The following is a 26,469-nucleotide window of genomic DNA, read 5'->3' as shown; positions in this document are numbered from 1 at the left end:
GCCGAAACAGCCCCATAAGCCGATCCCATGACCGAGCTCTCGAAAATCCGCAACTTCTCGATCGTCGCCCATATCGACCATGGGAAATCGACGCTCGCCGACCGTCTGATCCAGTCCACCGGCGCGCTCACCGACCGTGAGATGAAGGCGCAGGTGCTCGACTCCATGGACCTGGAGCGGGAGCGTGGCATCACCATCAAGGCGCAGACCGTGCGCCTCGAGTACACGGCGAAGGACGGCGAGCACTACGTGCTCAACCTCATCGACACGCCGGGCCACGTGGACTTCGCCTACGAGGTCTCGCGCTCGATGCAGGCGGTGGAGGGCTCGCTCCTCGTGGTCGACGCTTCCCAGGGGGTCGAGGCGCAGACGCTCGCCAACGTCTACCAGGCCATCGACGCCGACCACGAGATCGTCCCCGTTCTCAACAAGGTCGACCTGCCGGCCGCCGAGCCCGACCGGGTGCGCGAGCAGATCGAAGACGTGATCGGCATCGACGCCTCCCAGGCGGTGCTGATCTCGGCCAAGACCGGCCTCGGCATCCCCGACGTTCTGGAGGCCATCGTCACCCGCCTGCCCGCGCCGAAGGGCGACCGTGACGCGCCGCTCAAGGCCATGCTGGTCGACAGCTGGTACGACGCCTATCTCGGCGTCGTCGTGCTCGTGCGCATCATCGACGGCGTGCTGAAGAAGAACGACAAGGTGCGGATGATGCAGACCAAGGCGACCTACCAGGTCGACCGGATCGGCGTCTTCTGCCCGGCCATGCTCACGGTCGAGGAGCTCGGCCCCGGCGAGCTCGGCTTCCTCACCGCCTCGATCAAGCAGGTGCGCGACACCCGCGTGGGCGACACGGTCACCCACGAGCGCCGCCAGACCGACAAGGCCCTGCCCGGCTTCAAGCCCGCGCAGCCGGTGGTGTTCTGCGGCCTGTTCCCGGTCGACACCAACGATTTCGACGACATGCGCGACGCGATCGAGAAGCTCGCGCTCAACGACGCCTCCTTCACCTACGAGATGGAAACCTCGGCGGCCCTCGGCTTCGGCTTCCGCTGCGGCTTCCTCGGCCTGCTGCACCTCGAGGTGATCCGCGACCGGCTGGAGCGCGAGTACGACATCGACCTGATCACCACCGCGCCCTCGGTGGTCTATCACCTCCACCTCACCGACGGCACGCATTCCGAGCTGCACAACCCGGCCGACATGCCCGACGTGATGCAGATCGACCGCATCGAGGAGCCCTGGATCAAGGCGACCATCATGGTGCCCGACGAGTTCCTCGGCGACGTGCTGAAGCTCTGCCAGGAGCGCCGCGGTGTGCAGCTCGACCTCACCTACGCCGGCTCCCGCGCCATGGTGGTCTACGAGCTGCCGCTCAACGAGGTGGTGTTCGACTTCTACGACCGGCTGAAATCGGTCACCAAGGGCTACGCGAGCTTCGACTACGCCATCTCCGGCTACAAGCAGGAGCAGCTGGTCAAGATGTCGATCCTTGTGAACGACGAGCCGGTCGACGCGCTCTCGATCATCGTGCACCGCTCCAAGGCCGAGATGCGCGGCCGCTCCATGTGCGAGAAGCTGAAAGAGCTGATCCCGCAGCACATGTTCAAGGTGCCGATCCAGGCGGCCATCGGCGGCCGCGTGATCGCCCGCGAGACCATCTCCGCCCTGCGCAAGGACGTGACCGCCAAGTGCTACGGCGGCGACGCCACCCGCAAGCGCAAGCTGCTCGACAAGCAGAAGGCCGGCAAGAAGAAGATGCGCCAGTTCGGCAAGGTGGATATCCCGCAGGAAGCGTTTATTAATGCGCTGAAGATGGACGGGTAGTGAATTATTCGCGGAGGCAAACTTGGAAGACGATAGAGATCCGTTTGAAGAGTTTGCCGGCGCAGGATTTAGCGATGACTTCCGAGACTATCTGGCAGATCTTGACGCATTCATATACCCTGAGAACGCGACATCCCCGTTCGATCTAAACTTGTTCGACACCCACGAACTTCTCAAGCTTTTACGTCAGAGAGTAGAGATCGCCGGCCTCGAGCTCGAGAAGCTTCTGGAAAAACATCGCACATCCAAATCAAACGACGAATACGAAGACATTTTTCATGAGCTGATATCCTCCAGCGCTTCCCAATCCTTGATGCTGACGGCGCTGCATATCTCAACCATCGAGGGGACCCTGAAGAAATTCGCCTCGGCAAAGGGCATAAAAGTCGACCGCATTAAAGGCGATAAGATCAATAATTATATCAGTGCATTGGCACTCTCTGAAAATCAAGATTGGGAGACGGTAAATCTTTATATCACCTTCCTCAAAAAATACCGGAATTCAATCCTGCACAATTCCCTCAATCTCCCATCCGACGAGATAGAGAAAACGTTTCAGAACGCTCGCAGCATAGACAATGATTTCCACAAAGGCTATTTTGATGCATTTCGAAGAAGCAACAGGAAATCTATTAATATTACCTTCATTGCGATCCAAAAACCTTTCTGGATCGACTTACAAAGATACATGAAGATTTTCTTTGAGGAACTTGGGAAGAGCCTAGCGGACATTCCCGAAAGCTCTCCCAACCGTTAGCAGTTATACCTTCTCCGGGTTGAGCCCCGGCACCCCCTTCTCCAGCGCCAGCTCCGCCTCCGAAAACCGGATGGGCGTGCGCACCCCCGGCCCTGTCGGCGTGTCGATCTTCATGCCGCGGTGGATGATCTGGGGGTCGTTGAACACGTCCTGAAGCGTGTTGATCGGCCCGGCCGGCACACCCTCGCGCTCCATGGCGGCGAGGAGGTCGTCGCGGGTCCAGGTTTTCGTCTGGGCCACGAGCAGCGCCGTCAGCTCCACCCGGTGCGCCACGCGCGCGGCATTGGTGGCGAAGCGCTCGTCGCCCGCCAGCGCCGGCAGGCCGAGGATGGAAGCGAAGCGCGCGAACTGGCCGTCATTGCCCACCGCCACGATCAGGTGGCCGTCGGAGGTCTCCATCACCTCGTAGGGCGAGATGTTGGGGTGGGCGTTGCCCATGCGGGTGGGGGCGATGCCGGTGGTGAGGTAGTTCAGCGCCTGGTTGGCGAGCACGCCGGTCATGGTGTCGAACAGCGCCATGTCCACCTGCTGGCCCCGCCCCGTGCGCTCACGCATGCGCAGCGCCGAGAGGATGCCGATCACGCCGTAGGTGCCGGTGAGGATGTCGGCCATCGCCACGCCGATCTTCTGCGGCTGGCCGCCCGGCTCGCCGGTGAGCGACATCATGCCCGACATGCCCTGGATGATGAAATCGTAGCCGGCGCGGTGGGCATAGGGCCCGTCCTGGCCGAAACCGGTGATCGAGCAGTAGACGAGGCGGGGGTTCACCGCCGCGAGGCTCTCGTAGTCGAGCCCGTATTTCTTCAGGCCCCCCACCTTGAAGTTCTCGATCACCACGTCGGCGTCCGCCACCAGCCGGCGCACTTCCGCCTGGCCCTCGGGGGTGCGGAAGTCGAGGGTGACGGAGGTCTTTCCGCGGTTGCAGGCGTGGAAATAGGCGGCGCTGTCGCCGACGAAGGGCGGGCCCCATTTGCGGGTGTCGTCGCCCGCCGGGCTTTCCACCTTGATGACGTCGGCGCCGAGGTCCGCCAGCGTCTGGCCGATCCAGGGACCGGCCAGGATGCGGGCGAGCTCGACGACCTTCAGGCCTTCGAGCGGGGTCGCCATCAGAAGAACGCCTGCAGGCCGGTCTGGGCGCGGCCGAGGATCAGCGCGTGCACGTCATGGGTGCCCTCGTAGGTATTCACCGTCTCGAGGTTGACCATGTGGCGCATCACCTGGAACTCTTCCGAGATGCCGTTGCCGCCGTGCATGTCGCGCGCTTGCCGGGCGATGTCGAGCGCCTTGCCGCAGTTGTTGCGCTTCACGATGGAGATCATCTCCGGCGCCATCTTGCCCTCGTCGAACAGCCGGCCGACGCGCAGCGAGGCGTGCAGGCCCAGCGTGATCTCGGTGAGCATGTCGGCGAGCTTCTTCTGGAAGAGCTGGGTCTGGGCCAGCGGCTTGTCGAACTGCTTGCGGTCGAGCCCGTACTGGCGCGCGGCGTGCCAGCAGAACTCGGCGGCGCCGATCGCCCCCCAGGAGATGCCGTAGCGCGCACGGTTGAGGCAGCCGAAGGGGCCGGCGAGGCCCTGGATCTCCGGGAACATGTTCTCTTCCGGCACGAACACGTCATCCATCACGATCTCGCCGGTGATCGAGGCGCGCAGCGACAGCTTGCCGCCGATCTTCGGCGCGGAGAGGCCCTTCATGCCCTTCTCCAGCACGAAGCCGCGGATCTTGTTGTCATGCGCCTTCGACTTGGCCCAGACCACGAAGACATCGGCGATCGGGCTGTTGGAGATCCACATCTTCGCGCCCTTGAGGATGTAGCCGCCCTGGGTGGGGGTGGCGACGGTCTTCATCCCGGCGGGGTCGGAGCCGGCATCGGGCTCGGTGAGGCCGAAGCAGCCGATCCACTCGCCCGAGGCCAGTTTCGGCAGGTACTTCTGCTTCTGCTCTTCCGAGCCGTAGGCGTTGATCGGGTGCATCACGAGGGAGGACTGCACCGACATCATCGAGCGATAGCCCGAATCGACGCGCTCCACCTCGCGGGCGATGAGCCCGTAGGAGACGTAGTTCACGCCCGCGCCGCCGTACTGTTCCGGCACCGTGGGGCCGAGCAGGCCGAGGGCGCCCATCTCGCGGAAGATGCCCGGGTCGGTCACTTCATCGCGGTAGGCCTCGATCACGCGGGGCTGCAGCGCTTCCTGCGCGAAGTCGCGGGCGGTGTCGCGGATCATGCGCTCGTCTTCGGTGAGCAGGTCCTCGATCAGCAGCGGGTCGTCCCAGACGAAGGCATTCTTTTTGGTCATCGATCCTGTTCCTCGGCCAAATTCGCGCGCACCATCGCGCCGCGAGGCGGGCAAGACAAGCTATTCTCTCTCATCGCCATATTACCTATTGTAATGGAATGAGCAGCTCGCGACGACTCCTCCCCTCCACCTCCGCGCTCGCGGCCTTCGAGGCCGTGGCCCGGCTCGGCTCCTTCACCCGGGCGGCGGCCGAGCTCGACCTCACGCAGGGCGCCATCAGCCGGCAGGTGCTGGCGCTCGAGGCCCAGCTCGGCCGGCCGCTCTTCCTGCGCGACGGGAGGCGCGTGGCCCTCACCCCCGAGGGCGCCGAATACGCCGAGGAGATCCGCGCCGCCCTGCGCCAGATCCGCTCCGCCTCGCTGGGGCTGGTGGCGAACGTGCGCGGCGGCATCCTCAACCTCGCCATCCTGCCCACCTTCGGCACCCGCTGGCTGATGCCCCGCCTGCCCGAATTCCTCGAGGCGAACCCCGGCATCACGGTGAATTTCGCCACCCGCATCGGGCGGTTCGACTTCGCCGGCACCGGGCTCGACGCCGCGATCCAGATCGGCCAGCCGGACTGGCCGGGGGCCGACAGCACCTTTCTTATGACCGAGGACATGGTGCCGGTCTGCGCCCCCGGCCACCGCGAGGCGCATGGCCTCTCCGGCCCGGAGGATTTCGCCCGCGCCACCCTGCTGCACATGGCCTCGCGCCCCACCGCCTGGGAGCGCTGGTTCCGCGACCGCGGGCTGCAGCCCCCCGCCGAGGGCGGCATGCAGTTCGAGCAGTTCGCCATGGTGACCCAGGCCTGCATGGCCGGGCTCGGCATCGCGCTGCTGCCGGAGTTCCTCATCGGCCAGGAGCTGCGCACCGGCGCGCTGGAGCGCATGACCCCCGAGGGCTTTCGCAACCGCGACGCGTATTACTACGTCACCCCCCGCGCCCGCAGCACCTACGCCCCGGCCCGCATCTTCCGCGACTGGCTGGTGGACGCCTGCAACGCGTCGGCGGGCTGAGGGCGCGCTACAGCAATTGCCATGGCGGACAATCCGCGTGCAGCCTTCCCGCCACGCAAGCCCGGCTGTCGCCCCGCGCAAAGGGCCGCGCCCGACCCTGGGTGGGCGCGGCTCCGCTTGCGGTCAGCGCTTTATCCCGAAAGCCCCGAGCGAGGATTGTGCGGCACCCGACATCGCCATCGCGCCCTCCCGGGGGGAGGGTCGGGCGCGGCCCGGGCTGGTCGCCCGGGCGAAAGGGTTGAGCCTGGCCGGATGCGCGCGCGCCCGTCACCCCGCGCCGGCGGAGGCCCCTCGGGGCCTTCGCCACGCCCGCCGAGCTGCGGGGGCAACGCCCCCTCGGCGAGGCGGGCGTTCCGCCCTCAGGCAGCGGCCCCGTCGGTGAACTGCAGCCGCGCGAGCCGGGCATAGAGCCCGTCCTGCGCCACCAGCTCGGCATGCGTGCCCTGCGCCACGATCCGGCCCTCGGCGAGCACCACGATCCGGTCGGCCTTCTTCACCGTGGCGAGCCGGTGGGCGATCACCAGCGTGGTGCGCCCCTGCGACAGCTCTTCCACCGCCAGCTGCACCGCCCGCTCGCTCTCGGCGTCGAGCGCCGAGGTCGCCTCGTCGAGCAGCAGCACCGGCGCGTCGCGCAGCACCGCGCGGGCGATGGCGATGCGCTGCTTCTGCCCGCCGGAGAGCATCACCCCGCGCTCGCCCACATAGGTGTCGTAGCCCTCGGGCAGGCGCATCAGGAAATCATGCGCGGCGGCGGCGCGGGCGGCGGCCTCCACCTCGGCGTCACTCGCATCGGGCCGGCCGAAGCGGATGTTCTCGCGCGCCGAGGCGGCGAAGATCACCGGCTCCTGCGGCACGAGGGCAAAGCGCCGGCGCAGGTCTTCCACCGCGAGGGTGGAGAGATCGGCACCGTCGAGGGTCACCGCCCCGCTCTCGGGGCTGTAAAAGCGCTGCAGCAGCTGGAAGACCGTGGTCTTGCCCGCGCCCGAGGGCCCGACCAGCGCCACCGTCTCGCCCGGCCGGATGTCGAGCGAGAAGCCCGCGAGCGCCGAGACACCGGGCCGGCCGGGGTAATGGAAGGTCACGTTCTCGAAGGACACCGCGCCGCGCCCCTCGGGCAGCGCCGCGGGGGTCTCGGGGTCGGAAAGCGCGTCGGGGGTGTGGAGCAGTTCGACCAGCCGCTCGGTGGCGCCGGCGGCGCGCTGCAGCTCGCCCCAGATCTCCGAGAGCGCCGCCACGCCGCCCGCCATCATGATGGCGTAGATGAGGAACTGCACCAGCTCGCCCGCGCTCATGTCCCCGGCCCGCACGTCGCGCGCGCCGATCCACAGCACGCCCACCACGCCGGTGAAGATCAGGAAGATCACCACCGCGGTCATCGCCGCCCGGGTGGCGATGCGCCGGCGCGCGGCGTCGAAGGCCTTCTCGGTGAGCGCCCCGAAGGCAGCACGGCTCGCGCCCTCATGGGTGTTGGCCTGCACGGTCTGCGCGGCCTGCAGGGTTTCGGAGGCCATGCCCGAGCTCTCGGCGATACGGTCCTGGTTCTCGCGCGAGAGGCGGCGCAGCTTGCGCCCCATCACCAGGATCGGCACCACCACCAGCGGCACGATCAGCAGCACCAGCCCGGTGAGCTTGGCGCTGGTGAACAGCATGAAGCCGAGGCCCCCGAGGAAAATCAGGATGTTGCGCAGCGCAATTGACACGGAGGATCCGATCACGCTCTGGATCAGCGTGGTGTCGGTGGTGAGCCGCGACAGGATCTCGCCGGTCATCAGCTTCTCGTAGAAGGTCGGGCTCATGCCGATCATCCGGTCGTAGACCGCGCGGCGGATGTCGGCGACGATGCGCTCCCCCAGCCGGGTCACCAGCCAGAAGCGCAGCGCGGTGCCGATGGCCAGCAGCGCCGCGATGGCGATGGCCGCGCCGAAATAGGCGTCCATCCGCGTCACGTCCGCCTCGGAAAACCCGTCGATCACCCGCCGCACCGCGATGGGCAGCATGAGCGACAGGCCGGCCGTGACGGTGAGCGCCGCGAGTGCTGCCACCGCCTGCATGCGGTAGGGCCGGATGAAGGGCGCCAGCCCGCGCAGCGGCCCGATGGTGCGGGATTTCTCCCGGTCGTCCGCCTTGCTGTCGCGTGCCATGCCTCGCTCCGTTCGCTGGTACTGTCTGGATATCGGGGCCACGCAATAGCAATGCAGGCCGGGCGGGACAAGGTACGCGGGGTCGCGGTTCACGAAACCAGGAGCAACCTGTACAAATCCGACACAAGTTGTGCGCGCTCCGGGGCCGATTTTCCTTGCGCCCGGGCGCGTGATGCGCGCCTCTCGGGGAAGCTGCCCTTGCCGGACCCCTGCCCATGCGCCTCCTGGTTTCCTTCGCCGCCCTGTTCCTGTCCATTTCGCTGGTACAGCTGGGCTCGGGGGCGCTGGCGCCGCTCGACGTGCTGAGCGGCATCCAGCAGGGGTTTTCCGATGTCGAGATCGGCCTGCTGGGCACGGCGCATTTCGTCGGCTTCTTCGTGGGCTGCTGGCTGGCGCCGCGGATGATGGGCTCGGTGGGGCACATCCGCGCCTTCGCCGCCTTCGCCGCGGCCGGCGCCATCGGTGCGCTGGCCCACCCGATGCTGATCTCGCCGCTGGCCTGGGCGGCGATGCGGGTGATGACCGGCTTTGCCGTGGCCGGGGCCTACACGGTCACCGAGGCCTGGCTGCAGGCCAAGATCACCAACGACATGCGCGGCAAGGTGATGAGCGTCTACCGGCTGGTCGACCTCGGGGCCTCGCTGGTGGCGCAGATGATGATCGCGGTGCTCGAGCCCGCCTCCTACATCTCCTACAACCTGCTCGCCATCCTGTGCTGCCTGTGCCTGGTGCCGCTCACCCTCACCGCGAGCACCCAGCCTGCCACGCCCAAGGCCCCGCGCCTGCGCCCACTGCGCACCATCGCGCTCTCGCCGCTCGGGGCGGCGGGGGTGATCGTGGCCGGCATCACCACGCCGGCCTTCCGCATGGTGGGCCCGATCTACGGCAACGGCATCGGGCTGGGCCCCGGCGCGGTGGGCTGGTTCCTCGGGGCCGCGGTGCTGGGCGGGGCAGCGGCGCAGGTGCCGGTGGGGATGCTGGCCGACAGGTTCGACCGGCGCTACGTGCTCATCGCGCTCTCGGCCGGCGCGGTCGCGGTTTCGGCCTGGCTGGCGGGGGCGGGCAGCTCGCCCGCGGCGGTGCTCGCCGGCTCCTTCGCCTTCGGCTTCACCGCCTTCTGCGTCTACTCGATCTCCGCCGCCCATGCGAACGACTTCGCCGAGCCCGAGTTCATGACCGAGCTCAATGCCTCGCTGATGTTCCTCTACGGGCTCGGGGCCATCGCCTCGCCCCTCGCGGCCTCGGCGCTGATGAGCGCCTTCGGCCCGCCTGCCCTCTTCGCCTATATCTCGCTCGCGCATGCGGGGCTGATCCTGTTCGGCCTCTACCGCATGACCCGCCGCCCCACGGTGGAGGAGCGCACCACCTACCGCTACACGCCCCGCACCAGCTACATGCTGAGCCGGCTGCTGCGCCGCCGCCGGGGCTGAGCGTCCCGCGCCCCGGGCCCGACCCGGGGCCTCGCCCCACCCCGCGCGACCCGGGGGGCGGAGGGCGGGAGGCCCCGGGGCCGGGCCCGGGGCACGGCGGCGCGGGGGCCAAAGCCTGGCGCGATGCGCATTCGTCTGGCCCTCGCCCGCATCCTGCGCTATTCCCCCGCAAAGGACTCTCGCAGGACACGGAACGCATGGCACGCATCCTCATCACCTCCGCGCTTCCCTACATCAACGGGATCAAGCACCTGGGCAATCTCGTGGGCTCGCAGCTGCCCTCGGATGCCTATGCCCGCTTCATGCGCGCGCGCGGCCACGAGGTGATGCTGATCTGCGCCACCGACGAGCACGGCACCCCGGCCGAGCTTGCCGCCGCCAAGGCCGGCAAGCCGGTGGAGGAGTTCTGCCGCGAGATGTGGCAGGTGCAGAAGGACATCGCCGACGGCTTCCGCCTGAGCTTCGACCATTTCGGCCGCTCCTCCTCGGCGCGCAACCACGCGCTCACCCAGCATTTCGCCGGCCGGCTGGCCGATGCGGGGCTGATCGAGGAGGTCTCCGAGAAGCAGGTCTATTCCCGGGCCGACGGCCGCTTCCTGCCCGACCGCTACATCGAGGGCACCTGCCCCAACTGCGGCTACGACAAGGCCCGCGGCGACCAGTGCGAGAACTGCACCAAGCAGCTCGACCCCACGGACCTCATCAACCCGCATTCCGCCATCTCCGGCTCGACCGACCTCGAGGTGCGCGAGACCAAGCATCTCTACCTTCGCCAGTCGCAGATGCGCGCGAAGCTCACCGCGTGGATCGAGAGCAAGACCGACTGGCCGGTGCTCACCACCTCCATCGCGAAGAAATGGCTCAACGACGGCGACGGGTTGCAGGACCGCGGCATCACCCGCGACCTCGACTGGGGCGTGCCGGTGAAGCGCGGCGCGCAGGACTGGCCGGGCATGGAGGGCAAGGTCTTCTACGTCTGGTTCGACGCGCCGATCGAGTACATCGCCGCCACCGCCGAATGGGCCGACGCGCAGGGCCTGCCCGACAGCGCCTGGCAGCGCTGGTGGCGCGAGGACATGGGCGCGGAGGACGTGCGCTACGTCGAGTTCATGGCCAAGGACAACATCCCCTTCCACACGCTCACCTTCCCCTCCACCATCATGGGCTCGGGCGAGCCGTGGAAGCTCGTCGACTACATCAAGGGCTTCAACTGGCTGCTCTACGAGGGCGGCAAGTTCTCCACCTCGCAGGGCCGCGGCGTGTTCATGGACCAGGCGCTGGAGATCCTGCCCTCGGACTACTGGCGCTGGTGGCTGCTCTCCAACGCCCCCGAGAGCGCGGACAGCGATTTCACCTGGGAGAGCTTCCAGACCGGCGTGAACAAGGACCTCGCCGACGTGCTGGGCAATTTCGTCTCGCGGGTCACCAAGTTCTGCCGCTCCAAGTTCGGCGAGACGGTGCCCGAAGGCGGCGCCTACGGCCCGGCCGAGCAGGCGGTGATCGAGGCCATCGCCCCGCGGCTCGCGGCCTACGAGCGCCACATGGAGGCGATCGAGATCCGCAAGGCCGCGGCCGAGCTGCGCGCCATCTGGGTGATCGGCAACGAGTACCTGCAGGCCGCCGCCCCCTGGGCGCTCTACAAGACCGACCCGGAGGCGGCCGCCGCCTGCGTGCGCTTCGCGCTCAACCTCATCCGGCTCTACGCCGTGCTCTCCCGCCCGTTCATCCCGGACGCGGCGGCCGCCATGCTCGACGCGATGAAGGCCGATGACAGCTGGCCGGAAGACACCGGCGCAGCCCTCTCCGCCCTGCCCGCCGGGCACGGCTTCACCGTCCCCGACAACCTCTTCGCCAAGATCGACGACGCCCGGCGCGTCGAGCTCGAGGAGCGCTTCGGCGGGCGGGACTGACAGGAACCGGGGGCAACGACCCCCGGATGTGACGCAGGGAAATCTCTCTACCACGGGTTGCATTGACGCGGCTCGCGGCGTTTAACATTCGGGTGACCTTCCCCTCGGTCACCCGACTTCCTATCTGTGAGCCCATGCAGCACGATGTTCTGATTCAGGAAATCCAGGGATGGCTCCTGGACGAAACCCTCCGCGACCCGGACATCGTATCGCTGTTCGCGTCGCTCTGCGCCCGGCTGCGCGCCGCGGGCATCCCGCTCGACCGCGCCGCCCTCACCTGGCCCACCCTGCACCCGCTGTTCCAGGCCGAGCAGATCTACTGGCGGCGCGACAGCGGCACCCAGTTCCACCAGTACCGGCACGACGCGGGCATGTCCGAGGCCTTCCTCGCCTCGCCCTTCTACCACGTGATCTCGAACCAGATCTCGCGGCTGCGGCGCAAGCTCTCCGGGCCGGAGGCGCTGCGCGACTTCTCGGTGCTCGACGAGTTGCAGGAGCAGGGCTACACGGACTACCTGCTCACCTCCACCACCTTCCGCATCGCCCGGGTGGAGCGCACGCGCCACACCGCCACCGGCATCCTCGCGAGCTGGTCGACCCGGCGCGAGGACGGCTTCTCCGACGATGACATCGTGGCGCTCTCGCGCATCCAGAAGGTGTTTGCCGTGGCCTGTCACGCCGCCATCCAGATGCGGGTGATGCAGGCGCTGGGCGAGGCCTATCTCGGCCGCATCGCCGCGGACCGGATCTTCGCCGGCGAGGCCCGCCTGGGCGACGGCGCGGAGATCCGCGCCGTGGTCTGGTACTCCGACCTGCGCGGCTCCACCTGGCTCTCCGGCCACATGAGCCCGGCCGACTACCTCGACTACCTGCGCAACTACTACGCCTGCACCGCCGAGCCGGTGCTGGCCCAGGGCGGCGAGATCCTCGACTTCATCGGCGACGGGGTGCTGGCCATCTTCCCGGTGAAGGGCGACCTCGGCGGCCCGGAGGCGGTGCGCGCCGCCACGCGGGCGATGGAGGGCGCGCTGGATTGCCTGGAGACCTACCGGCGCAACCCGGAGAACCCGGAGATGCAGTTCTCCATCTCCCTCGCGCTGGGCGACGTGATGTTCGGCAATATCGGCGTGCCCACGCGGCTGTCCTTCTCGGCCATCGGCGAGGTGGTGAACACCGTGGCGCGCATCGACGATTTGTCCAAGACGGTGGGCCGCTCCGTGCTCGCCACCGAGGCCATCGCCTCCGTCGAGCCGGATCTGTGGCTGCCGATCGGCCCGGCGAACCTCACCGACCACGACCGCCCGCTGCCGCTCTACGCCCCGCGCTGCGGCCGGGACATCTTCGACGAGGACCAGCTGCGCAGCCGCTTCCTCGCCCGCCTCGCCGGCTGAGGCCCCCCGCACACGCACGAGCCCCCCGGGACGGCCCCGCGTCCGCGCGCGGCGAAACGTCGTCGCGCCTCCCCCCTTCCGGGCCCGGGAGCCGCGGGAGCGGCACGCGACGGCCTGCCGCCGCCCTTCCGCCCCGCCCCGCGCATGCCGGCAGAGCAGCCGGGGGGTGCACCGCGCGGCGGGGAAGGCGCCTTCGGAGCGCCGCGATGCCGTCCGGCTGCGCGCGCCCGCACGGGCCGTCTTTCATGCCACGGGTTGCGGAGGAACGGCGCCCTCGGGCCGGGCTTCGGCGCAGGGAGCGGGTGGGCGGAGGCCTCAGCCGCCGCGCAGACGGGTCACGCGCTCGGTGAGCCAGCCGGCCTGGTAGCCCAGTTCGAACGCGCGAAGGAAGTCGCGGTTCGCCGCGTCCGCCTGGCCGTTCGCATCGAGGATCTGGCCGCGCAGCACGTAGCCCTCCGGGCTTTCCGGCGCGCGGCGGATCGCCTGGCCCACATCGTCGAGCGCCTGCTGCGGCTCGGTGCGGGCCCGGGCCCGGCCACGCTCGAGCCAGGCATGGGCATCCTCGGGGTGGGCGCGCAACACGGCGGTGAAATCCTGCACCGCGTCCGCCGTGCGGCCCGCGGCCGCCAGCGCCAGACCGCGATTGTAGAGCGCGTCGGTGTCGCGCCCGTCATGGCGGAGCACCGCGTCGAAATCGGCGACCGCCTTCTCCGCCTCGCCGCGGCGCAGGTAGAGGCCGCCCCGGCCGAAGAGCGCGTCGCGGTCCGCCGGCTTCATCGCCAGCGCCCGGTCATAGTCGGCCAGCGCCGCGTCGTGATCGCCCATGCGCTGATGCACCCAGGCCCGGTTGGGGTAGATGGCGAAGAGGCGCGGGTCGCGGCGCGCCGCCTCGTCGAGCGCCTGGAGCGCCCGGCCGAGATTGTCGTAGGCGGCAAAGGCCATGGCCTGGTTCACCAGGGCGCGCGCCTGCTCGGCGGTGTCGAGATTGCCGCTCTCCAGCGCCCGCGCACAGGCCTGCGCCGAGGTCTGCGGGCGCAGCGAGGCATCGGCGCACATGTCGATGTCGCTGGCCCGGGCGGTCAGCGGCAGGCCGAGCGTGGCCAGGATGAGAAGTCCTGTCGAAAGAGGGCGCATCGGCGTGTCCGTCCTGTACCTGAAGGCCTGTACCTGAGGGCGTGTACCGCCAATCTAGGGTGCGCGGCGCGGAATGGAACCCTGCAACGCCCGGCGGGCACATCTATGTCAGGGGGCCTTCCATATCAGGGCGCCTTGGGCGTATACGGGACTACGGGAGGACCGGGGCGCCGGCGGATGCCTCGGCTGGGTGTCGCTGCATGCCGCGGCCTTCGCCCGAAACCCGGCTCCGCTTCGATTCGGCCCTGCCCCTGCCGGCAGGGGCGCGGACGCGGCGCCACCCGCACCCGGAGGTCCGATGCCCCTCGCGCAAGACACCGCCAGCCCCCTGCCCGGGGCCGAGGCCGCTCCCCGCCCGGGTCCGGACAACCTGCGCGGCAGCGCCTGGATGATGGTCTCGGTGGTGGTGGCGAGCGCGATGACCCTGGGCGTGCGCGAGCTCACCGCCACTCTCGACCCGCGGATGCTGGTGCTGCTGCGCTCGGTGGTCACGGTGGTGGCACTGCTCGCCATGCTGGGCTTCTCGGCGCGGCTGCGGCGCGGCATGCGCTTCTCGCTGCCCTGGCAGCACCTGCTGCGCGGCGTGCTCACCGGCGTGTCGATGCACCTGGGCTTCTACACCATCGCCCACCTGCCGCTGGCCACCGCCACCATCCTGTTCTTCACCGCCCCGATCTTCGCCACGCTGATGGCCGGCATCTTCCACGGCGAGCGGGTGGGCCCGCGGCGCTGGACCGCCTCCGCCCTCGGCTTTCTCGGCGCGGTGGTGATCCTGCGCCCCACGGCGGAGGGGTTCGACATCGCGATGCTGGCCGCACTCGCCTCCTCGCTGCTGCTGGCCCTCGCGCTGTCGATGTCGCGCAAGCTGGCGGAGGCGGACGGCTCCTTCGCCACCCTGCTCTCCTCCGCGGTGGTGACCACGGTGCTCTCGGTGCCGGCGGCCTGGTCGGTGCTGGCGCTGCCCGACTCGCTGTGGCTGTGGCTGGTGGCGCTGGGGATGATCGCGGCGGGCGCGATGCGCGGCCTCTCCGACATCCAGGCCTACCGCTACGGCGAGGCCGGGCTGCTCGCCCCGCTCACCTACCTGCGGCTGGTGCTGCTGGGGGGTGCGGGCTACCTGATCTACTCCGAGACCCTCGACGCCGCCACCGTGGCGGGCTCGGTCATCATCATCGGCTCCACGCTCTACATCGCCCGGCGCGAGGCGCAGCTGCACCGCCAGCGCCGCGCGGCGGGGTGAGCCCTCAGCCCATCACCCGCCGGGCGCGGAGGGCTGCGGAGATGGTGCCGTCGTCGAGATAGTCGAGCTCGCCGCCCACCGGCACGCCCTGGGCGAGGGAGCTCACCTCCACGCTGCATCCCGCCAGCGCCTCGGCGATGTAATGCGCCGTGGTCTGGCCGTCGACCGTGGTGCCGAGCGCTAGGATGACCTCGCGCACCTCCGGCGCCCCTGCCAGCGCGACCAGCCGCGGCAGGCGCAGCTCCTCCGGGCCGGTGCCGTCGAGCGCCGAGAGCACCCCGCCGAGCACGTGGTAGCGGCCGCGGAACTGCGCGGTGCGCTCCATCGCCCAGAGGTCGGAGACATCCTCCACCACGCAGACCAGGCTCGCGTCGCGCCGCGGGTCGGCGCAGATGGCGCAGACGTCCGAGGTGCCGATATTGCCGCATTCCACGCATTCGCGCGCGGTGGCCGAGACATCGGCCAGCGCCTGGGCCAGCGGCTCGAGCATCATGCTGCGCCGCTGGATCATCGCCAGCACGGCGCGGCGGGCCGAGCGCGGCCCCAGCCCCGGCAGCCGGGACATCAGCTCGATCAGCCGTTCGATCTCCTTGCCTGCCCCGTCGCTCATGCGCGCGCTCCCGCCCCTCGGCCCCGGGGGCTCAGAAGGGCAGCTTCATGCCGGGGGGCAGCGGCATGCCTTCGGTGACCCGGGCCATCTCGGCCTGGGCGGCTTCCTGGCCCTTTTCCTGCGCGTCCTGCACGGCGGCGACGATCAGGTCCTCCACCACCTCGCGGTCTTCGGCGGAGAAGATCGAGGGGTCGATGGAGACGCGCTTCAGCAGCCCCTTGGCGCTGACCACGGCCTTCACCATGCCCGCCCCGGCGCTGCCCTCGGCCTCGATCTCGTCGAGCCGGGCCTGCGCCTGGGTCATCTTCTCCTGCATCTCCTGCGCCTGCTTCATCAGCTTCGACATGTCGCCGAGACCCTTGAACATCGCTCACATCTCCTCGCCAAACGGATCCAGCGGATCCCAGTCATCCGGCACGTCATCCGGGTCGATCGGGACATAAGCCTCCACGTCCGGTTCCGCCAGTGCCGCGACATCGCGCACCTCGCGGATCTCGGCGCCGGGGAAGGCCGCGAGTGCGGCCTGCACCAGCGGGTGCTGCAGGGCGCGGCCCTGCAGGTCCTGCCGGGCCTCGGCCTTCTTCTCGGCGATGGTGGCGCCGCCGCCCTTGCCGGTGATCGACACGCCCCAGCGCGCCCCGGTCCAGTTCTGCAGCTTCTGCGACAGGGCGGCGGCGAGCTGCGGCGGGGCGTCGCCCGCGGGCTCGAACTCGATGCGCCCGGGCGCGTAGCTCACCAGCCGCAGGTGGTTTTCCACGTCCACCAGCAGCTTCACGTCGCGCTTCGCCGCGATCAGTGCCACCACCTCCTCGAAGGTGGTGTAGCGGGCGAGCGGGTCCTCCGCCTGCGGGGCGCGCGCCAGCGCCGCGCCGCCGGTGATCACCGCCGTGGGCCCGCGCAGCGGCGCGTGCATGGTGCCGCCGGGGCCGCCGCGGGCGGTGACGCCGCCCGAGGGCGCACCGGCCGGTGCCCCGCCTCCGCCGGGCGCGGGCGGCGGCACGGGCTGGGAGGAGAGCCGGCGCACCAGCTCCTCCGGGCTCGGCAGCTCGGCCACGTGGGTGAGGCGGATGATCGCCATCTCGGCGGCCATCATCGCGTTCGGCGCGGTGGAGACCTCCTCCAGCGCCTTGAGCAGCATCTGCCACATGCGGGTGAGGGCGCGCATCGGCAGCCGCGCCGCCATGTCGCGGCCGCGCACCCGCTCGTCGGGGCCGATGGTGGGGTCGTCCGCCGCCTCGGGCGAGATCTTCACCACCGAGACCCAATGGGTGATCTCGGCGAGGTCGCGCAGCACCGAGACAGGGTCGGCGCCGGCGGAATACTGCTCGCCGAGCTCGGCCAGCGCGCCCGCGGCATCGCCCTCCATCACCAGGTCGAAGAGGTCGAGCACCCGGCCCCGGTCGGCGAGGCCGAGCATGGCGCGCACCTGCTCCATCGTGGTCTCTCCCGCGCCATGGGCGATGGCCTGGTCGAGCAGCGAGAGCGCGTCGCGGGCCGAGCCCTCGGCGGCGCGCGCGATCAGCGCCAGCGCGTCATGCGCCACCTCCGCGCCCTCCTTCGCCGAAATCCCGGCGAGGAAGCGCACCATCTCCTCGGGCTCGATGCGGCGCAGGTCGAAGCGCTGGCAGCGCGACAGCACGGTCACCGGCACCTTGCGGATCTCGGTGGTGGCGAAGATGAACTTCACGTGCTCGGGCGGCTCCTCGAGCGTCTTGAGGAGGGCGTTGAAGGCCGAGGTGCTGAGCATGTGCACCTCGTCGATGATGTAGACCTTGTAGCGCGTCTCGGTGGGCCGGTAGGGCACGGAGGCGAGCAGCTCGCGCATGCGCTCCACCTGGGTGTGGGTGGCGGCGTCCATCTCCAGCACGTCGACATGCCGGCCCTCGGCGATGGCGCGGCAGGGGCCGCAGACGCCGCAGGGCTCGATGGTCACCCCGCCGGTGCCGTCGGGGCCCACGCAGTTCAGCCCGCGAGCGATGATGCGGGCGGTGGTGGTCTTGCCCACACCGCGCACGCCGGTCATCACGAAGGCATGGGCGATGCGGTCATTCTCGAAGGCGTTGCGCAGGGTGCGCACCATCGCCTCCTGCCCGATGAGATCGGCGAAGGTCGAGGGCCGGTATTTCCGGGCGAGGACGTGATAGGCGGCTTGCTCGGTGGTGCTCATCGCGCGTTCGGGGACTTTCTTCGGGAACTCTGTTCCGGGACGTTCATCAGCGCCGCCCTCCGCGGGAGGGCCGGCATCGGGCGCAGCCTAAGCCCTGCGCGGCCGGGTCACAAGCACCGCCCGGCCCGGGAGGCGGAGTTTCGGGCACTTGCATGCCCGGGCGGGATCGGCAAGTGTCCGCGCCTCGTTCCTCCCCCCGACAAGGAGCCCTGCGATGCACCGCGGCCTGAGATACCTGCGCAACCTTGCCCTGGCACTGCTGGGCCTCCTGCTGGTGCTCGGAGCGGTCGCGGCGGGCGTGCTGCTCTGGCCCGAGGCGCCGCCACCCGTGATCGGGCAGAACCTGCCGGAGAGCGTCCCGGAGGCCGATGCCGAGTTCGCCCGGCGCGTGGCGGAGGCGTTTCCCCTGCCGATCCGGGCCGATGCGCTGGCCGCGTCCCTCGATGAACAGGGGTTCACGGTGGCCGGAAACCACGCGTTCTTCGGCCGCGGGGAATTCCCCTGCCAGAGAGAGTGGATCATCCGCTGGGAGGCCGAGGCGGGAGAGGTGCGCGCGATCAGCGGCCGCTACGGCCGCACCTGCCTCTAGCAAGCGCCCGCCCCCCGGAAACACGAAACCCCGCCGGTGGCGGGGTTTCTGGGTGAGAGGCTGAACACGACCCGAACGGGGCTCGTTGTGGCTGCTTCCTTCCGGACCTGACCAGGTTGGCGAGGCGTCCGCCCGCGCCAACCTCTCGAGGCACGATATAGGCCAGAGCGCCGGGAGGATCAACCCCGCCGGACGCCCCGCGCGAGTGGCCGGTTTCAGCGCCCCGATCCGGGCCGGGGCGGACCCTCCCGCACAACGGGAATTCCCGGCCAGGTCCCGGATCCGCGCAGGGCCGGCCCGGAGCGGCGGGTCGGCCGCCCGGCCCGGGTCAGAGGGCGGCGAGCAGGGTCGCGGTCTCCTCCAGCCGGTCCTCGTCGATGGCGCGGGCCACGTCCTCGCCGGTGAGGGCGCCGAACTTGAAGCCGTGGCCCGAATCGGCGGTGAGGCTCAGCACCCTGCCCTCGCGGCGCAGCACGAAGCGCTCCTCCTCGGCCATCAGGTAGAAATTCGCCACCGTGGAGCGCGGGATGAAGCGCTCGGCGCCCTTCATGCGGCCGACGTAATGGGCGAGGATGCGGTCGGTGTCGGCGTCGGAGGTCTCGCGCTCGCGCGCGGGGTCGCCGGCGCGGGTGTCGAGGCCGCAGCCGAATTTCGCCGGCAGGCCCAGCATCGGCGGCATGCCCCAGAGGTCGTCGCCGCCGCCGAGGTCGATCCAGCAGGGCGCGTTCTCCCACAGCGGCGCGAGGTCGTCGGGGATGTCGGCATAGACCACGGTGCAGCGCCGCGGCTCGGCGCCCGGCACCGGCACGGGCGAGAGGCCCGGCAGGCCGATGCCGGCGGCCAGCACCACCACGTCGGCCGAGAAGGAGCCGCGCGCGGTCTCCACCCGGCCGGAGGCGGCATCCACCCCGGTGACGGCCGTGTTCGCATGCAGCCGCACGCCGCGGGCGGCGAGCCACTCCGCCAGCCCGTGCAGGATGCGGTCTGCCAGCAGCGCCCCGCCCTGCTCGGTCCAGAGCGCCGAGCGCACGCCCCCGGTCTCGAGATGCGGGAACCGGGCGGCAAGCTCCTCCGCCGGCAGCACCGCATGGGCGATGCCATGGGCGGCGAGGCTCTCGCCCGCGCGCTCCGACCAGTCTCCCGGGCTGCGGCTGAGCGCCACCATGCCGCGCGGCACGTAATGGGTGGCGCCGAGGTCGCGCCACACCCCCTCCCAGGCGGCCAGTGCCTCGCCGAAGCGGCGGGCATAGCCGGGGTGGTCGGCGTAATGCGGGCGGATGAGGCGGTGATAGTCGTAGGAGGCGGCATGCGGGTTGGGCAGCGGGCCGGCTTCCAGCACCTCCACATCCCAGCCGCGGTGCAGGAGCGCACGCGCGGTGCTCAGCCCGTTCACTCCCGCTCCGACCACAAGTGCACGACGCGACGCGGAACCCATATATCACTCCTGCTTGATGGTATTTCGTCGCGACATTGCGGCGGCGCGGCGGATGATGCAAGCTGCGCCGACCCACGAGCCGCCGCCCGCGCGCGGTTTTCCCGGACACACCCAGGCGGCCCGCGCCCGGCCGCACACCAGCCAGAGCCCGCAGCGCCGGGCCATCAAGCACGAGGCGGGCAGCAGCCCTGACATGACCACACTCGAGACCGACATCACCTTCGGGGCCGAGCGCATCGACCGCGCCGCCCACCTGCGCGCCGGTGCCTCCGGCCTGCTCACCCATCCCGACGCCCGCTCGCTGGCGATCTGGCGCGGCAAGCCGCTCATGCACCTGAGCCCCGCGCCGGCGCTCGCCTGGCTGCCCACCGATGCCGCGGTGCTCGCGCCCGCGCGCGACGCGCCGGTGTTCCTCGGCCTCGAGGACGGCGCGCCGCGCTTCGCCCATGACGTCTCCGCCTGGGAGGATCCGGAGGCCGACGCCGCCGGCATGGCCGAGTTCATCGACCGCACCTCGAACGTGATGCCCGGCCTGCCCGAGAACCACGCCTTCACCGACCTGCGCGCCGTGATGGCCGAGCTCACCCCCGACGACGCGGGCGACGCCGCCACCGCCAAGGCCGTGCTCGGCTGGCACGAGATCCACCCGTTCTGCGCCCGCTGCGGCACCCGCAGCGAGCCCGCCCAGGGCGGCTGGCAGCGCGACTGCCCCTCCTGCGGCGCACATCACTTCCCGCGCACCGACCCGGTGGTGATCGTGCTCGCCACCTACGGCGACAAGGTGCTGCTGGGCCGCTCGCCGGGCTGGCCGGAGGGCATGTACTCGCTGCTCGCGGGCTTCGTGGAACCGGGCGAGACGGTGGAGGCCGCCTGCCGGCGCGAGGTGTTCGAGGAATCGGGCATCCGCCTCGGCGCGGTGCGCATCCTCGCCAGCCAGCCCTGGCCCTTCCCCGCCTCGCTGATGATGGGCTGCGGCGCGGAGGCGCTGGGCACCGACATCACCATCGACCCCGCCGAGATCGAGGACGCCCGCTGGGTGACCCGCCAGGAGGTGATGGAAAGCTTCGCCGGCCTCTCGCCCTGGCTGCGCGCCGCGCGCAAGGGCGCCATCGCCCGCACCCTGCTCGAGGCCTGGGCCGCCGGAAAGGTGTGAGAGCGGGGGCCGCGAGCCACCGGCACCAGGCGGGCGGGGCAGCCGCGTCGCACGTCTGGCGGAGGGGGCCGGAAGGTTGGCCCGCCAGCACCATCGCCGCACATCCCGCGCGCCGGAGGCCGGGGGCGCCGCCCGCGCGGGGGCCGGCCGGGCCCGTGAGGCCTCCGCTGGCTGAGGCTGCGACGAGTCTCCGTCCGACGGCTCCTCCCCTGACGCGCAGTCGGGGGTCGGCGCCCGGCGTCAGGCCTCGGCCTGCTCCCGGCGTCAGGCCTCGGCCTGCTCCCGGCGGAGTTCCGACGCGGGGTAGACACCGAGGATCGCCACGTTCGTGGTGAAGTAGCGCAGCTCGTCGAGCGCGCGGCGCACGGCGGGGTCTTCCGGGTGGCCGGTGATGTCGGCGTAGAACTGGGTGGCGGTAAAGTTGCCGCCCACCATGTAGCTCTCCAGCTTGGTCATGTTCACGCCGTTGGTGGCGAAACCGCCCATCGCCTTGTAGAGCGCGGCGGGGATGTTGCGCACCTGGAAGACGAAGGTGGTGATCACCTCCGGCTCCTGCGGGGCGGCCTCGATCTTGCGCGGCGACATCACCAGGAAACGGGTGGTGTTGTGGCTGTTGTCCTCGATGTTCTTCGCCAGCACCTCGAGGCCGTAGATCGAGCCGGCGAGCTCGGAGGCGAGGGCGGCGCGCGCGGGCTTGCCCTCGGCCGCCACGTGTTTCGCGGCGCCCGCCGTGTCGGAATCCGTCACGCGCGCGATGCCGTGGCTCTCGAGGAAGCCGCGGCACTGGCCGAGCAGCACCGTGTGGCTCACCGCCTCGCGCACGTCGGCGAGCTTGGCGCCCGGCACCCCGAGCAGGCAGATGTGCACGCGCACGAAATGCTCGCCCACGATGTAGAGGCCCGAGCCCGGCAGCAGCGAATGGATGTCCGCCACCCGGCCATAGGTGGAGTTCTCCACCGGCAGCATCGCGAGCTCGGCCCGGCCTTCGCGCACCGCGGCAATCGCGCCCTCGAAGGTGTTGCACGGCAAGGGTTCCATCTGGGGAAACGCCTCCACGCAGGCCTGATGCGAATATGCTCCCAGCTCGCCCTGGAAGGCGATGCGGCCCTGCGTGGTATTCATTGATTCATTTCCTCGGACGTATGCTCGGCACGGCGAATGGTCGCGCCTTCTACACCTTGCGGGGCACGTGGGGAAGCGGCTAAAAATCGGGCAAGGCGTGTGCGGAGGCCCTCGGGCGAGCCGTGCGCGCGGGTTTGCGGCCCCGTTCCGGCGGGGCGCGGCCCCCTCGGCCAGCTCCGGCGGCAGGGGGAGAGGGAGAAGCGCGGCGCCCCGGCGCACGCGGAGACGGCCCCGCCCGGAGCGGGCAACAGCAACGGCCCGCGCCGGCGGGCAACAGCAATTGGCCCGGGCAAAGCCGGGCGGGAGCAAAGGTAAGAAACCTGATGAACACGATGGAGATCACCAAGATCGTCGCCGGCCTCTGCGCCAGCCTGCTGGTCTTTCTGGGCGTGCGCTTCTTCGTCGCCGACCCGCTGTATTTCGGCGGCGGCCATGGCGAGGGCGAGGCGGCCTATGTTCTCGAGGTGGCCGATTCCGACGCCCCCGCCGAGGAGGAGGAGGAGGTCGACTACGCCGCCCTCATCGCCCAGGCCGATGTCGCCAACGGCGAAAAGGAATTCGGCAAGTGCAAGGCCTGCCACAAGCTCGAGGACGGCGCGAACGGCGTGGGCCCCACCCTGTTCCACGTGGTCGGCCGCGACATGGGCGGTGTCGAGGGCTACAATTACTCCTCCGCCATGGCCGAGGCCGAGGGTGAGTGGACCGCCGAGAAGATCGCCCACTTCCTGCACAAGCCGAAGGAATTCGTGCCCGGCACCAAGATGAGCTTCGCCGGCTTCCGCGACTACCAGGACGGGGCCGACGTCGCGGCCTACCTCGCCGCCCAGAACTGACACCTGCCCCGGCCGGACCGGGCCCTGCCTCCGGCAGACGCAGCCTCAGAGCGCGCGCCGCGTCCCGCGGCGCGCGCTTTTTCTTGTCCGCTCGCCGCTTGAGGCCTCCGGCGTCCCGCCCGGCCTGCCGGCGCCGCGCCGGTCCTTCCCGCCTGCGGCCGGAAAGCCGGCCCCCTGCCCTGGCCCCGGGGCTGCCGGGGGCGGAGGCCCGGCCCGGGCCTTCGCCACGCCCGCCGCGCTGCGGGGGCCGCGAGGCCCCCTCGGCAAGGCGGGCGTTTCCCCGCGCCGCCCCGCGCCGTTCGGCCCGCGCGCGCCGTCCGGGGCTGCACGCCCGGTCACAATCTCGCGTGATCGCCCCTGTTGCGGACCGCGAGGCAGGGTAGCGGCTTGCAACGCACTGCGCGCGCAAATACCCTTGGCCGGGAATTCCGCAACAGGGAGTTGCCGATGGTGTCCATGCCCCGTTCCGCCCACTGGCGCGCCGCGTTCGCCGCGCTCGCGCTGCTCGCAGCCCATCCCCTGCCGCTCGGGGCCGAAACCGGGGCAGATGCCTCAGACGACATCACCATATCCCACGGGCTCTCGGTCTTCGGAGACCTGAAATACCCCGAGGGCTTCGCGCATTTCGACTACGTGAACCCCGAGGCGCCGAAGGGCGGCATCCATTCCACCTGGGCCTTCGGCACGTTCGACAGCCTCAACCCCTTCATCCTGAAGGGCAACTCGGCCCAGGGCCTCGGCCTGCTCTTCGACAGCCTGATGACCGGCTCGGCCGATGAGCCCGACAGCCAGTACGGCCTCGTCGCCTCCCGGGTCGAATACCCCGCCGACCGCTCCTGGGTGATCTTCGACATGCGCCCCGAGGCGACCTTCGCCGACGGCTCGCCCATCACCGCCGAGGACGTCGTCTTCACCTACACCACCCTGCGCGAGAAGGGCACGCCCTCCTACGGCATCCAGTTCGCCGATTTCGAGGGGGTGGAGGCACTGGGCCCGCACAAGGTGAAATTCACCTTCCGCGAGGGCGCGAACACCCGCGACCTGCCGCTCACCGCCGGCCAGATGCCCATCCTCTCGAAGGCCTTCTTCGACAGCCACGATTTCGCCGCCTCCGGCCTCACCGCCCCTCTCGGCTCCGGCCCCTACGAGGTCGAGCGCGCCGACCCCGGCCGCCAGATCACCTACAAGCGCCGCGACGATTACTGGGCAAAGGACCTGCCCGTGAACGTCGGCCAGAACAATTTCGACGAAATCCGCTTCGAGTATTACGGCGACTACACCGCCGCCTTCGAGGCCTTCAAGGGCGGCGGCTACAACTTCCGCGAGGAGTATCTCTCCAAGCTCTGGGCCGAATCCTACCACTTCCCCGCCCTCGACAAGGGCTGGGTGAAGACCGAGGTGATCGAGGACGCCACCCCCTCGGGCACGCAAGGCTTCTGGTTCAACATGCGCCGCGACAAGTTCAAGGACCCCCGGGTGCGCGAGGCGCTGGCGCTGGTGTTCAATTTCGAGTGGTCCAACAAGGCGCTGTTCTACGACCAGTACAAGCGCACCACCTCCTTCTGGGAGAATTCGGAGCTGAAGGCGGAGGGCATGCCCTCGGAGGCCGAGCTCGCCCTGCTCGAGCCCCTGCGCGAGAACCTGCCCGAGACGGTGTTCACCGAGCCCGCCTACGTGCCCCCGGTCTCCTCCACCGAGCAGCTCGACCGGCGCGTGCTGCGCCAGGCCGGCCGCCTGCTCGACGAGGCCGGCTGGACGGTGCAGAACGGCAAGCGCACCAATGCCGACGGCCAGGTGCTCAGCCTCGTCTTCCTTAACGACAGCCCGTCGATGGAGCGCATCATCACGCCCTGGATCGACAACATGCGCCGCCTCGGCGTGGACGCCAGCATCCGCTCCATCGACGCGACGCAGGAGGAGGAGCGCCGCAAGGCCTTCGACTATGACATCACCTCGCAGCGCTACGTGATGTCGATGACCCCGGGCGACGAGCTGCGCCAGATCTTCGGCTCGCAGGGCGCCGACACCCAGGGCTCGGCCAACCTCACCGGCATCGCCAACCCGGCCGTCGACACGCTGATCACCGACATCGTGAAGGCGCAGAGCCGCGAGGAGCTCAACACCGCCGTCCACGCGCTCGACCGGGTGCTGCGCGCCATGCACATCTGGGTGCCGAACTGGTACAAGGGCTCCCACACCATCGCCTATCTCGACCTCTTCGGCCGGCCCGACCCCCTGCCCCCCTACTCCATGGGCGAGATCAGCCTGTGGTGGTGGGACGAGGCGAAGGCCGAGCAGCTGCGCGCCGCCGGCGCGCTGCGTTGACCGGCCCGGGAGTTCGCTGAATGGGAGCCTACGTCCTGCGGCGCCTGCTGCTGATGATCCCGACGCTGCTGGGCATCATGGTGATCAACTTCGCGCTGGTGCAGTTCGTGCCCGGCGGCCCGGTGGAGCGCGTGCTCGCCCAGCTCAACGAGGGCCCGGGCGGCGGCATGGAGCGGCTCTCCGGCGGCGGCCAGGAGGTGACCGGCGGTGGCGGCGGTGGCGCGGGCGGCGAATACCAGGCCGGGCGCGGCCTGCCGCCGGGCTTCGTGGAGGACCTGCAGAAGCAGTTCGGCCTCGACAAGCCGCCCCTCGAGCGCTTCCTCATCATGATGAAGAGCTACCTCACCTTCGATTTCGGCGAGAGCTACTTCCGCTCCATCTCCGTGGTCGACCTGGTGCTGGAGAAGATGCCGGTGTCGATCACGCTCGGGCTGTGGTCCACGCTCATCGCCTACCTGATCTCCATCCCGCTGGGCATCTCCAAGGCGGTGCGCGACGGCACGGCCTTCGACACCTGGACCTCCACGGTGATCGTGGTGGGCTATGCCATCCCGGCCTTCCTCTTCGCCATCCTGCTGATGGTGCTCTTCGCGGGCGGCTCCTACTGGCAGTGGTTCCCGCTGCGCGGCATCGTCTCGGACAACTGGCAGCAGCTCGGCTGGTGGGACCGGATCGTCGACTATTTCTGGCACATCACCCTGCCGGTGGCGGCGCTCACCATCGCGGCCTTCGCCCAGCTTACCCTGCTCACCAAGAACTCCTTCCTCGACCAGATCCGCATGCAATACGTGATGACCGCGCGCGCCAAGGGCCTCTCCGAGCGCCGGGTGCTCTACGGCCACGTGTTCCGCAACGCGATGCTGATCGTGATCTCCGGCTTCCCCGGCCTGTTCATCTCGGTGTTCTTCGGCGGCTCGCTGATCATCGAGTACATCTTCTCGCTCGACGGGCTGGGGCGGCTGGGCTTCGAGGCGGCGATGGACCGCGACTACCCGGTGGTCTTCGCCACGCTCTATGTCTTCGGCCTGATGGGGCTTTTCGTGCAGCTGCTCACCGACCTCACCTATGTGCTGATCGACCCGCGCATCGACTTCGAGAGCCGGGAGACCTGAG

General features: G+C 69.9%; 20 protein-coding genes, 1 other RNA gene and 1 pseudogene. 12 read left to right on the top strand and 10 right to left on the bottom strand.

What is annotated here, in order from left to right:
- Positions 1-27: 27 nt before the first annotated feature.
- A complete protein-coding gene (lepA, locus tag D3P35_RS12725) occupies positions 28-1,827 on the top strand; it encodes a translation elongation factor 4 (RefSeq protein WP_118135113.1) in 1,800 nt (599 codons plus the stop codon).
- Positions 1,828-1,849: 22 nt separating this feature from the next.
- Positions 1,850-2,584: a hypothetical protein gene (locus D3P35_RS26170; protein WP_157982131.1), complete on the top strand. Its 735-nt coding sequence runs from the start codon at positions 1,850-1,852 to the stop codon at positions 2,582-2,584.
- 3 nt (positions 2,585-2,587) lie between these two features.
- Here the strand turns inward: D3P35_RS26170 and D3P35_RS12720 are convergent, their stop codons facing one another.
- Together D3P35_RS12720 and D3P35_RS12715 are read right to left on the bottom strand one after the other, a co-directional pair.
- A complete protein-coding gene (locus D3P35_RS12720) occupies positions 2,588-3,691 on the bottom strand; it encodes a CaiB/BaiF CoA-transferase family protein (RefSeq protein ID WP_118135112.1) in 1,104 nt (367 codons plus the stop codon).
- On the bottom strand, positions 3,691-4,878 hold the full coding sequence (locus D3P35_RS12715; RefSeq protein ID WP_118135111.1) for an acyl-CoA dehydrogenase: 1,188 nt from the start codon (positions 4,876-4,878) through the stop codon (positions 3,691-3,693). Before D3P35_RS12715 ends, D3P35_RS12720 begins: the two co-directional genes overlap by 1 nt.
- 98 nt (positions 4,879-4,976) lie before the next feature.
- Here D3P35_RS12715 and D3P35_RS12710 point away from each other — a divergent pair, with 98 nt between their 5' ends.
- Positions 4,977-5,876, top strand: a complete 900-nt coding sequence (locus D3P35_RS12710) for a LysR family transcriptional regulator (protein ID WP_118135110.1) — start codon at positions 4,977-4,979, stop codon at positions 5,874-5,876.
- Between the two features lie 359 nt (positions 5,877-6,235).
- Here D3P35_RS12710 and D3P35_RS12705 read toward each other — a convergent pair whose 3' ends face one another.
- Positions 6,236-8,017: an ABC transporter transmembrane domain-containing protein gene (locus tag D3P35_RS12705; protein WP_118135109.1), complete on the bottom strand. Its 1,782-nt coding sequence runs from the start codon at positions 8,015-8,017 to the stop codon at positions 6,236-6,238.
- 215 nt (positions 8,018-8,232) lie between these two features.
- Here D3P35_RS12705 and D3P35_RS12700 point away from each other — a divergent pair, with 215 nt between their 5' ends.
- The 3 genes from D3P35_RS12700 to D3P35_RS12690 all read left to right on the top strand — a co-directional run bounded on the left by D3P35_RS12700 (position 8,233) and on the right by D3P35_RS12690 (position 12,748).
- A complete protein-coding gene (locus D3P35_RS12700) occupies positions 8,233-9,447 on the top strand; it encodes an MFS transporter (RefSeq protein ID WP_118135108.1) in 1,215 nt (404 codons plus the stop codon).
- A gap of 197 nt (positions 9,448-9,644) precedes the next feature.
- Positions 9,645-11,357: a methionine--tRNA ligase gene (metG, locus tag D3P35_RS12695; protein ID WP_118135107.1), complete on the top strand. Its 1,713-nt coding sequence runs from the start codon at positions 9,645-9,647 to the stop codon at positions 11,355-11,357.
- A gap of 134 nt (positions 11,358-11,491) precedes the next feature.
- A complete protein-coding gene (locus D3P35_RS12690; RefSeq protein WP_118135106.1) occupies positions 11,492-12,748 on the top strand; it encodes an adenylate/guanylate cyclase domain-containing protein in 1,257 nt (418 codons plus the stop codon).
- A gap of 315 nt (positions 12,749-13,063) precedes the next feature.
- Here D3P35_RS12690 and D3P35_RS12685 read toward each other — a convergent pair whose 3' ends face one another.
- Complete coding sequence (locus D3P35_RS12685) at positions 13,064-13,882, bottom strand: tetratricopeptide repeat protein (protein ID WP_118135105.1); 819 nt, start codon at positions 13,880-13,882, stop codon at positions 13,064-13,066.
- 298 nt (positions 13,883-14,180) lie between these two features.
- Here D3P35_RS12685 and D3P35_RS12680 point away from each other — a divergent pair, with 298 nt between their 5' ends.
- A complete protein-coding gene (locus tag D3P35_RS12680; protein ID WP_157982130.1) occupies positions 14,181-15,122 on the top strand; it encodes a DMT family transporter in 942 nt (313 codons plus the stop codon).
- Positions 15,123-15,126: 4 nt separating this feature from the next.
- On the opposite strand, the gene recR is transcribed toward D3P35_RS12680, so the two are convergent.
- From recR to D3P35_RS12665, 3 genes and pseudogenes are all read right to left on the bottom strand, one after another.
- Positions 15,127-15,732: a recombination mediator RecR gene (gene recR / locus D3P35_RS12675; RefSeq protein WP_118135103.1), complete on the bottom strand. Its 606-nt coding sequence runs from the start codon at positions 15,730-15,732 to the stop codon at positions 15,127-15,129.
- Between the two features lie 31 nt (positions 15,733-15,763).
- On the bottom strand, positions 15,764-16,099 hold the full coding sequence (locus D3P35_RS12670; RefSeq protein ID WP_118135102.1) for a YbaB/EbfC family nucleoid-associated protein: 336 nt from the start codon (positions 16,097-16,099) through the stop codon (positions 15,764-15,766).
- A gap of 3 nt (positions 16,100-16,102) precedes the next feature.
- Positions 16,103-17,908, bottom strand: a pseudogene (locus D3P35_RS12665) (DNA polymerase III subunit gamma/tau); the annotation flags it as partial.
- Between the two features lie 205 nt (positions 17,909-18,113).
- Between D3P35_RS12665 and D3P35_RS12660 the strand changes: the two are divergent.
- On the top strand, positions 18,114-18,488 hold the full coding sequence (locus tag D3P35_RS12660; RefSeq protein WP_118135100.1) for a hypothetical protein: 375 nt from the start codon (positions 18,114-18,116) through the stop codon (positions 18,486-18,488).
- 50 nt (positions 18,489-18,538) lie between these two features.
- Here the strand turns inward: D3P35_RS12660 and ffs are convergent.
- Positions 18,539-18,636, bottom strand: an RNA gene (gene ffs, locus D3P35_RS12655) — signal recognition particle sRNA small type.
- Positions 18,637-18,816: 180 nt separating this feature from the next.
- The gene (locus D3P35_RS12650; protein ID WP_118135099.1) at positions 18,817-19,923 is read right to left on the bottom strand and encodes an FAD-binding oxidoreductase; all 1,107 of its coding nucleotides are present in this window, start codon (positions 19,921-19,923) and stop codon (positions 18,817-18,819) included.
- 193 nt (positions 19,924-20,116) lie between these two features.
- Between D3P35_RS12650 and nudC the strand changes: the two genes are divergently transcribed.
- Positions 20,117-21,076, top strand: a complete 960-nt coding sequence (gene nudC / locus D3P35_RS12645) for an NAD(+) diphosphatase (RefSeq protein WP_118135098.1) — start codon at positions 20,117-20,119, stop codon at positions 21,074-21,076.
- Between the two features lie 264 nt (positions 21,077-21,340).
- Here the strand turns inward: nudC and D3P35_RS12640 are convergent, their stop codons facing one another.
- Positions 21,341-22,198, bottom strand: a complete 858-nt coding sequence (locus D3P35_RS12640) for a prephenate dehydratase (protein ID WP_118135097.1) — start codon at positions 22,196-22,198, stop codon at positions 21,341-21,343.
- A 323-nt stretch (positions 22,199-22,521) separates the two neighbouring features.
- On the opposite strand from D3P35_RS12640, the gene D3P35_RS12635 reads away from it, so the two are divergent.
- From D3P35_RS12635 to D3P35_RS12625, 3 genes are all read left to right on the top strand, one after another.
- Positions 22,522-23,031, top strand: coding sequence for a cytochrome c family protein (locus D3P35_RS12635; RefSeq protein ID WP_370031175.1), 510 nt, complete (start codon positions 22,522-22,524; stop codon positions 23,029-23,031).
- 456 nt (positions 23,032-23,487) lie between these two features.
- Complete coding sequence (locus D3P35_RS12630) at positions 23,488-25,356, top strand: extracellular solute-binding protein (RefSeq protein WP_232830489.1); 1,869 nt, start codon at positions 23,488-23,490, stop codon at positions 25,354-25,356.
- 20 nt (positions 25,357-25,376) lie between these two features.
- A complete protein-coding gene (locus D3P35_RS12625) occupies positions 25,377-26,468 on the top strand; it encodes a microcin C ABC transporter permease YejB (protein ID WP_118135095.1) in 1,092 nt (363 codons plus the stop codon).
- The last annotated feature ends 1 nt before the right edge of the window (position 26,469 follow it).

The organism is Oceanicella sp. SM1341, from assembly GCF_003448965.1.
Taxonomy (GTDB): Bacteria; Pseudomonadota; Alphaproteobacteria; order Rhodobacterales; family Rhodobacteraceae; genus Paroceanicella.
Note: the sequence above shows the minus strand (reverse complement) of the source record. Positions and strands in the feature narration are given on the sequence as shown.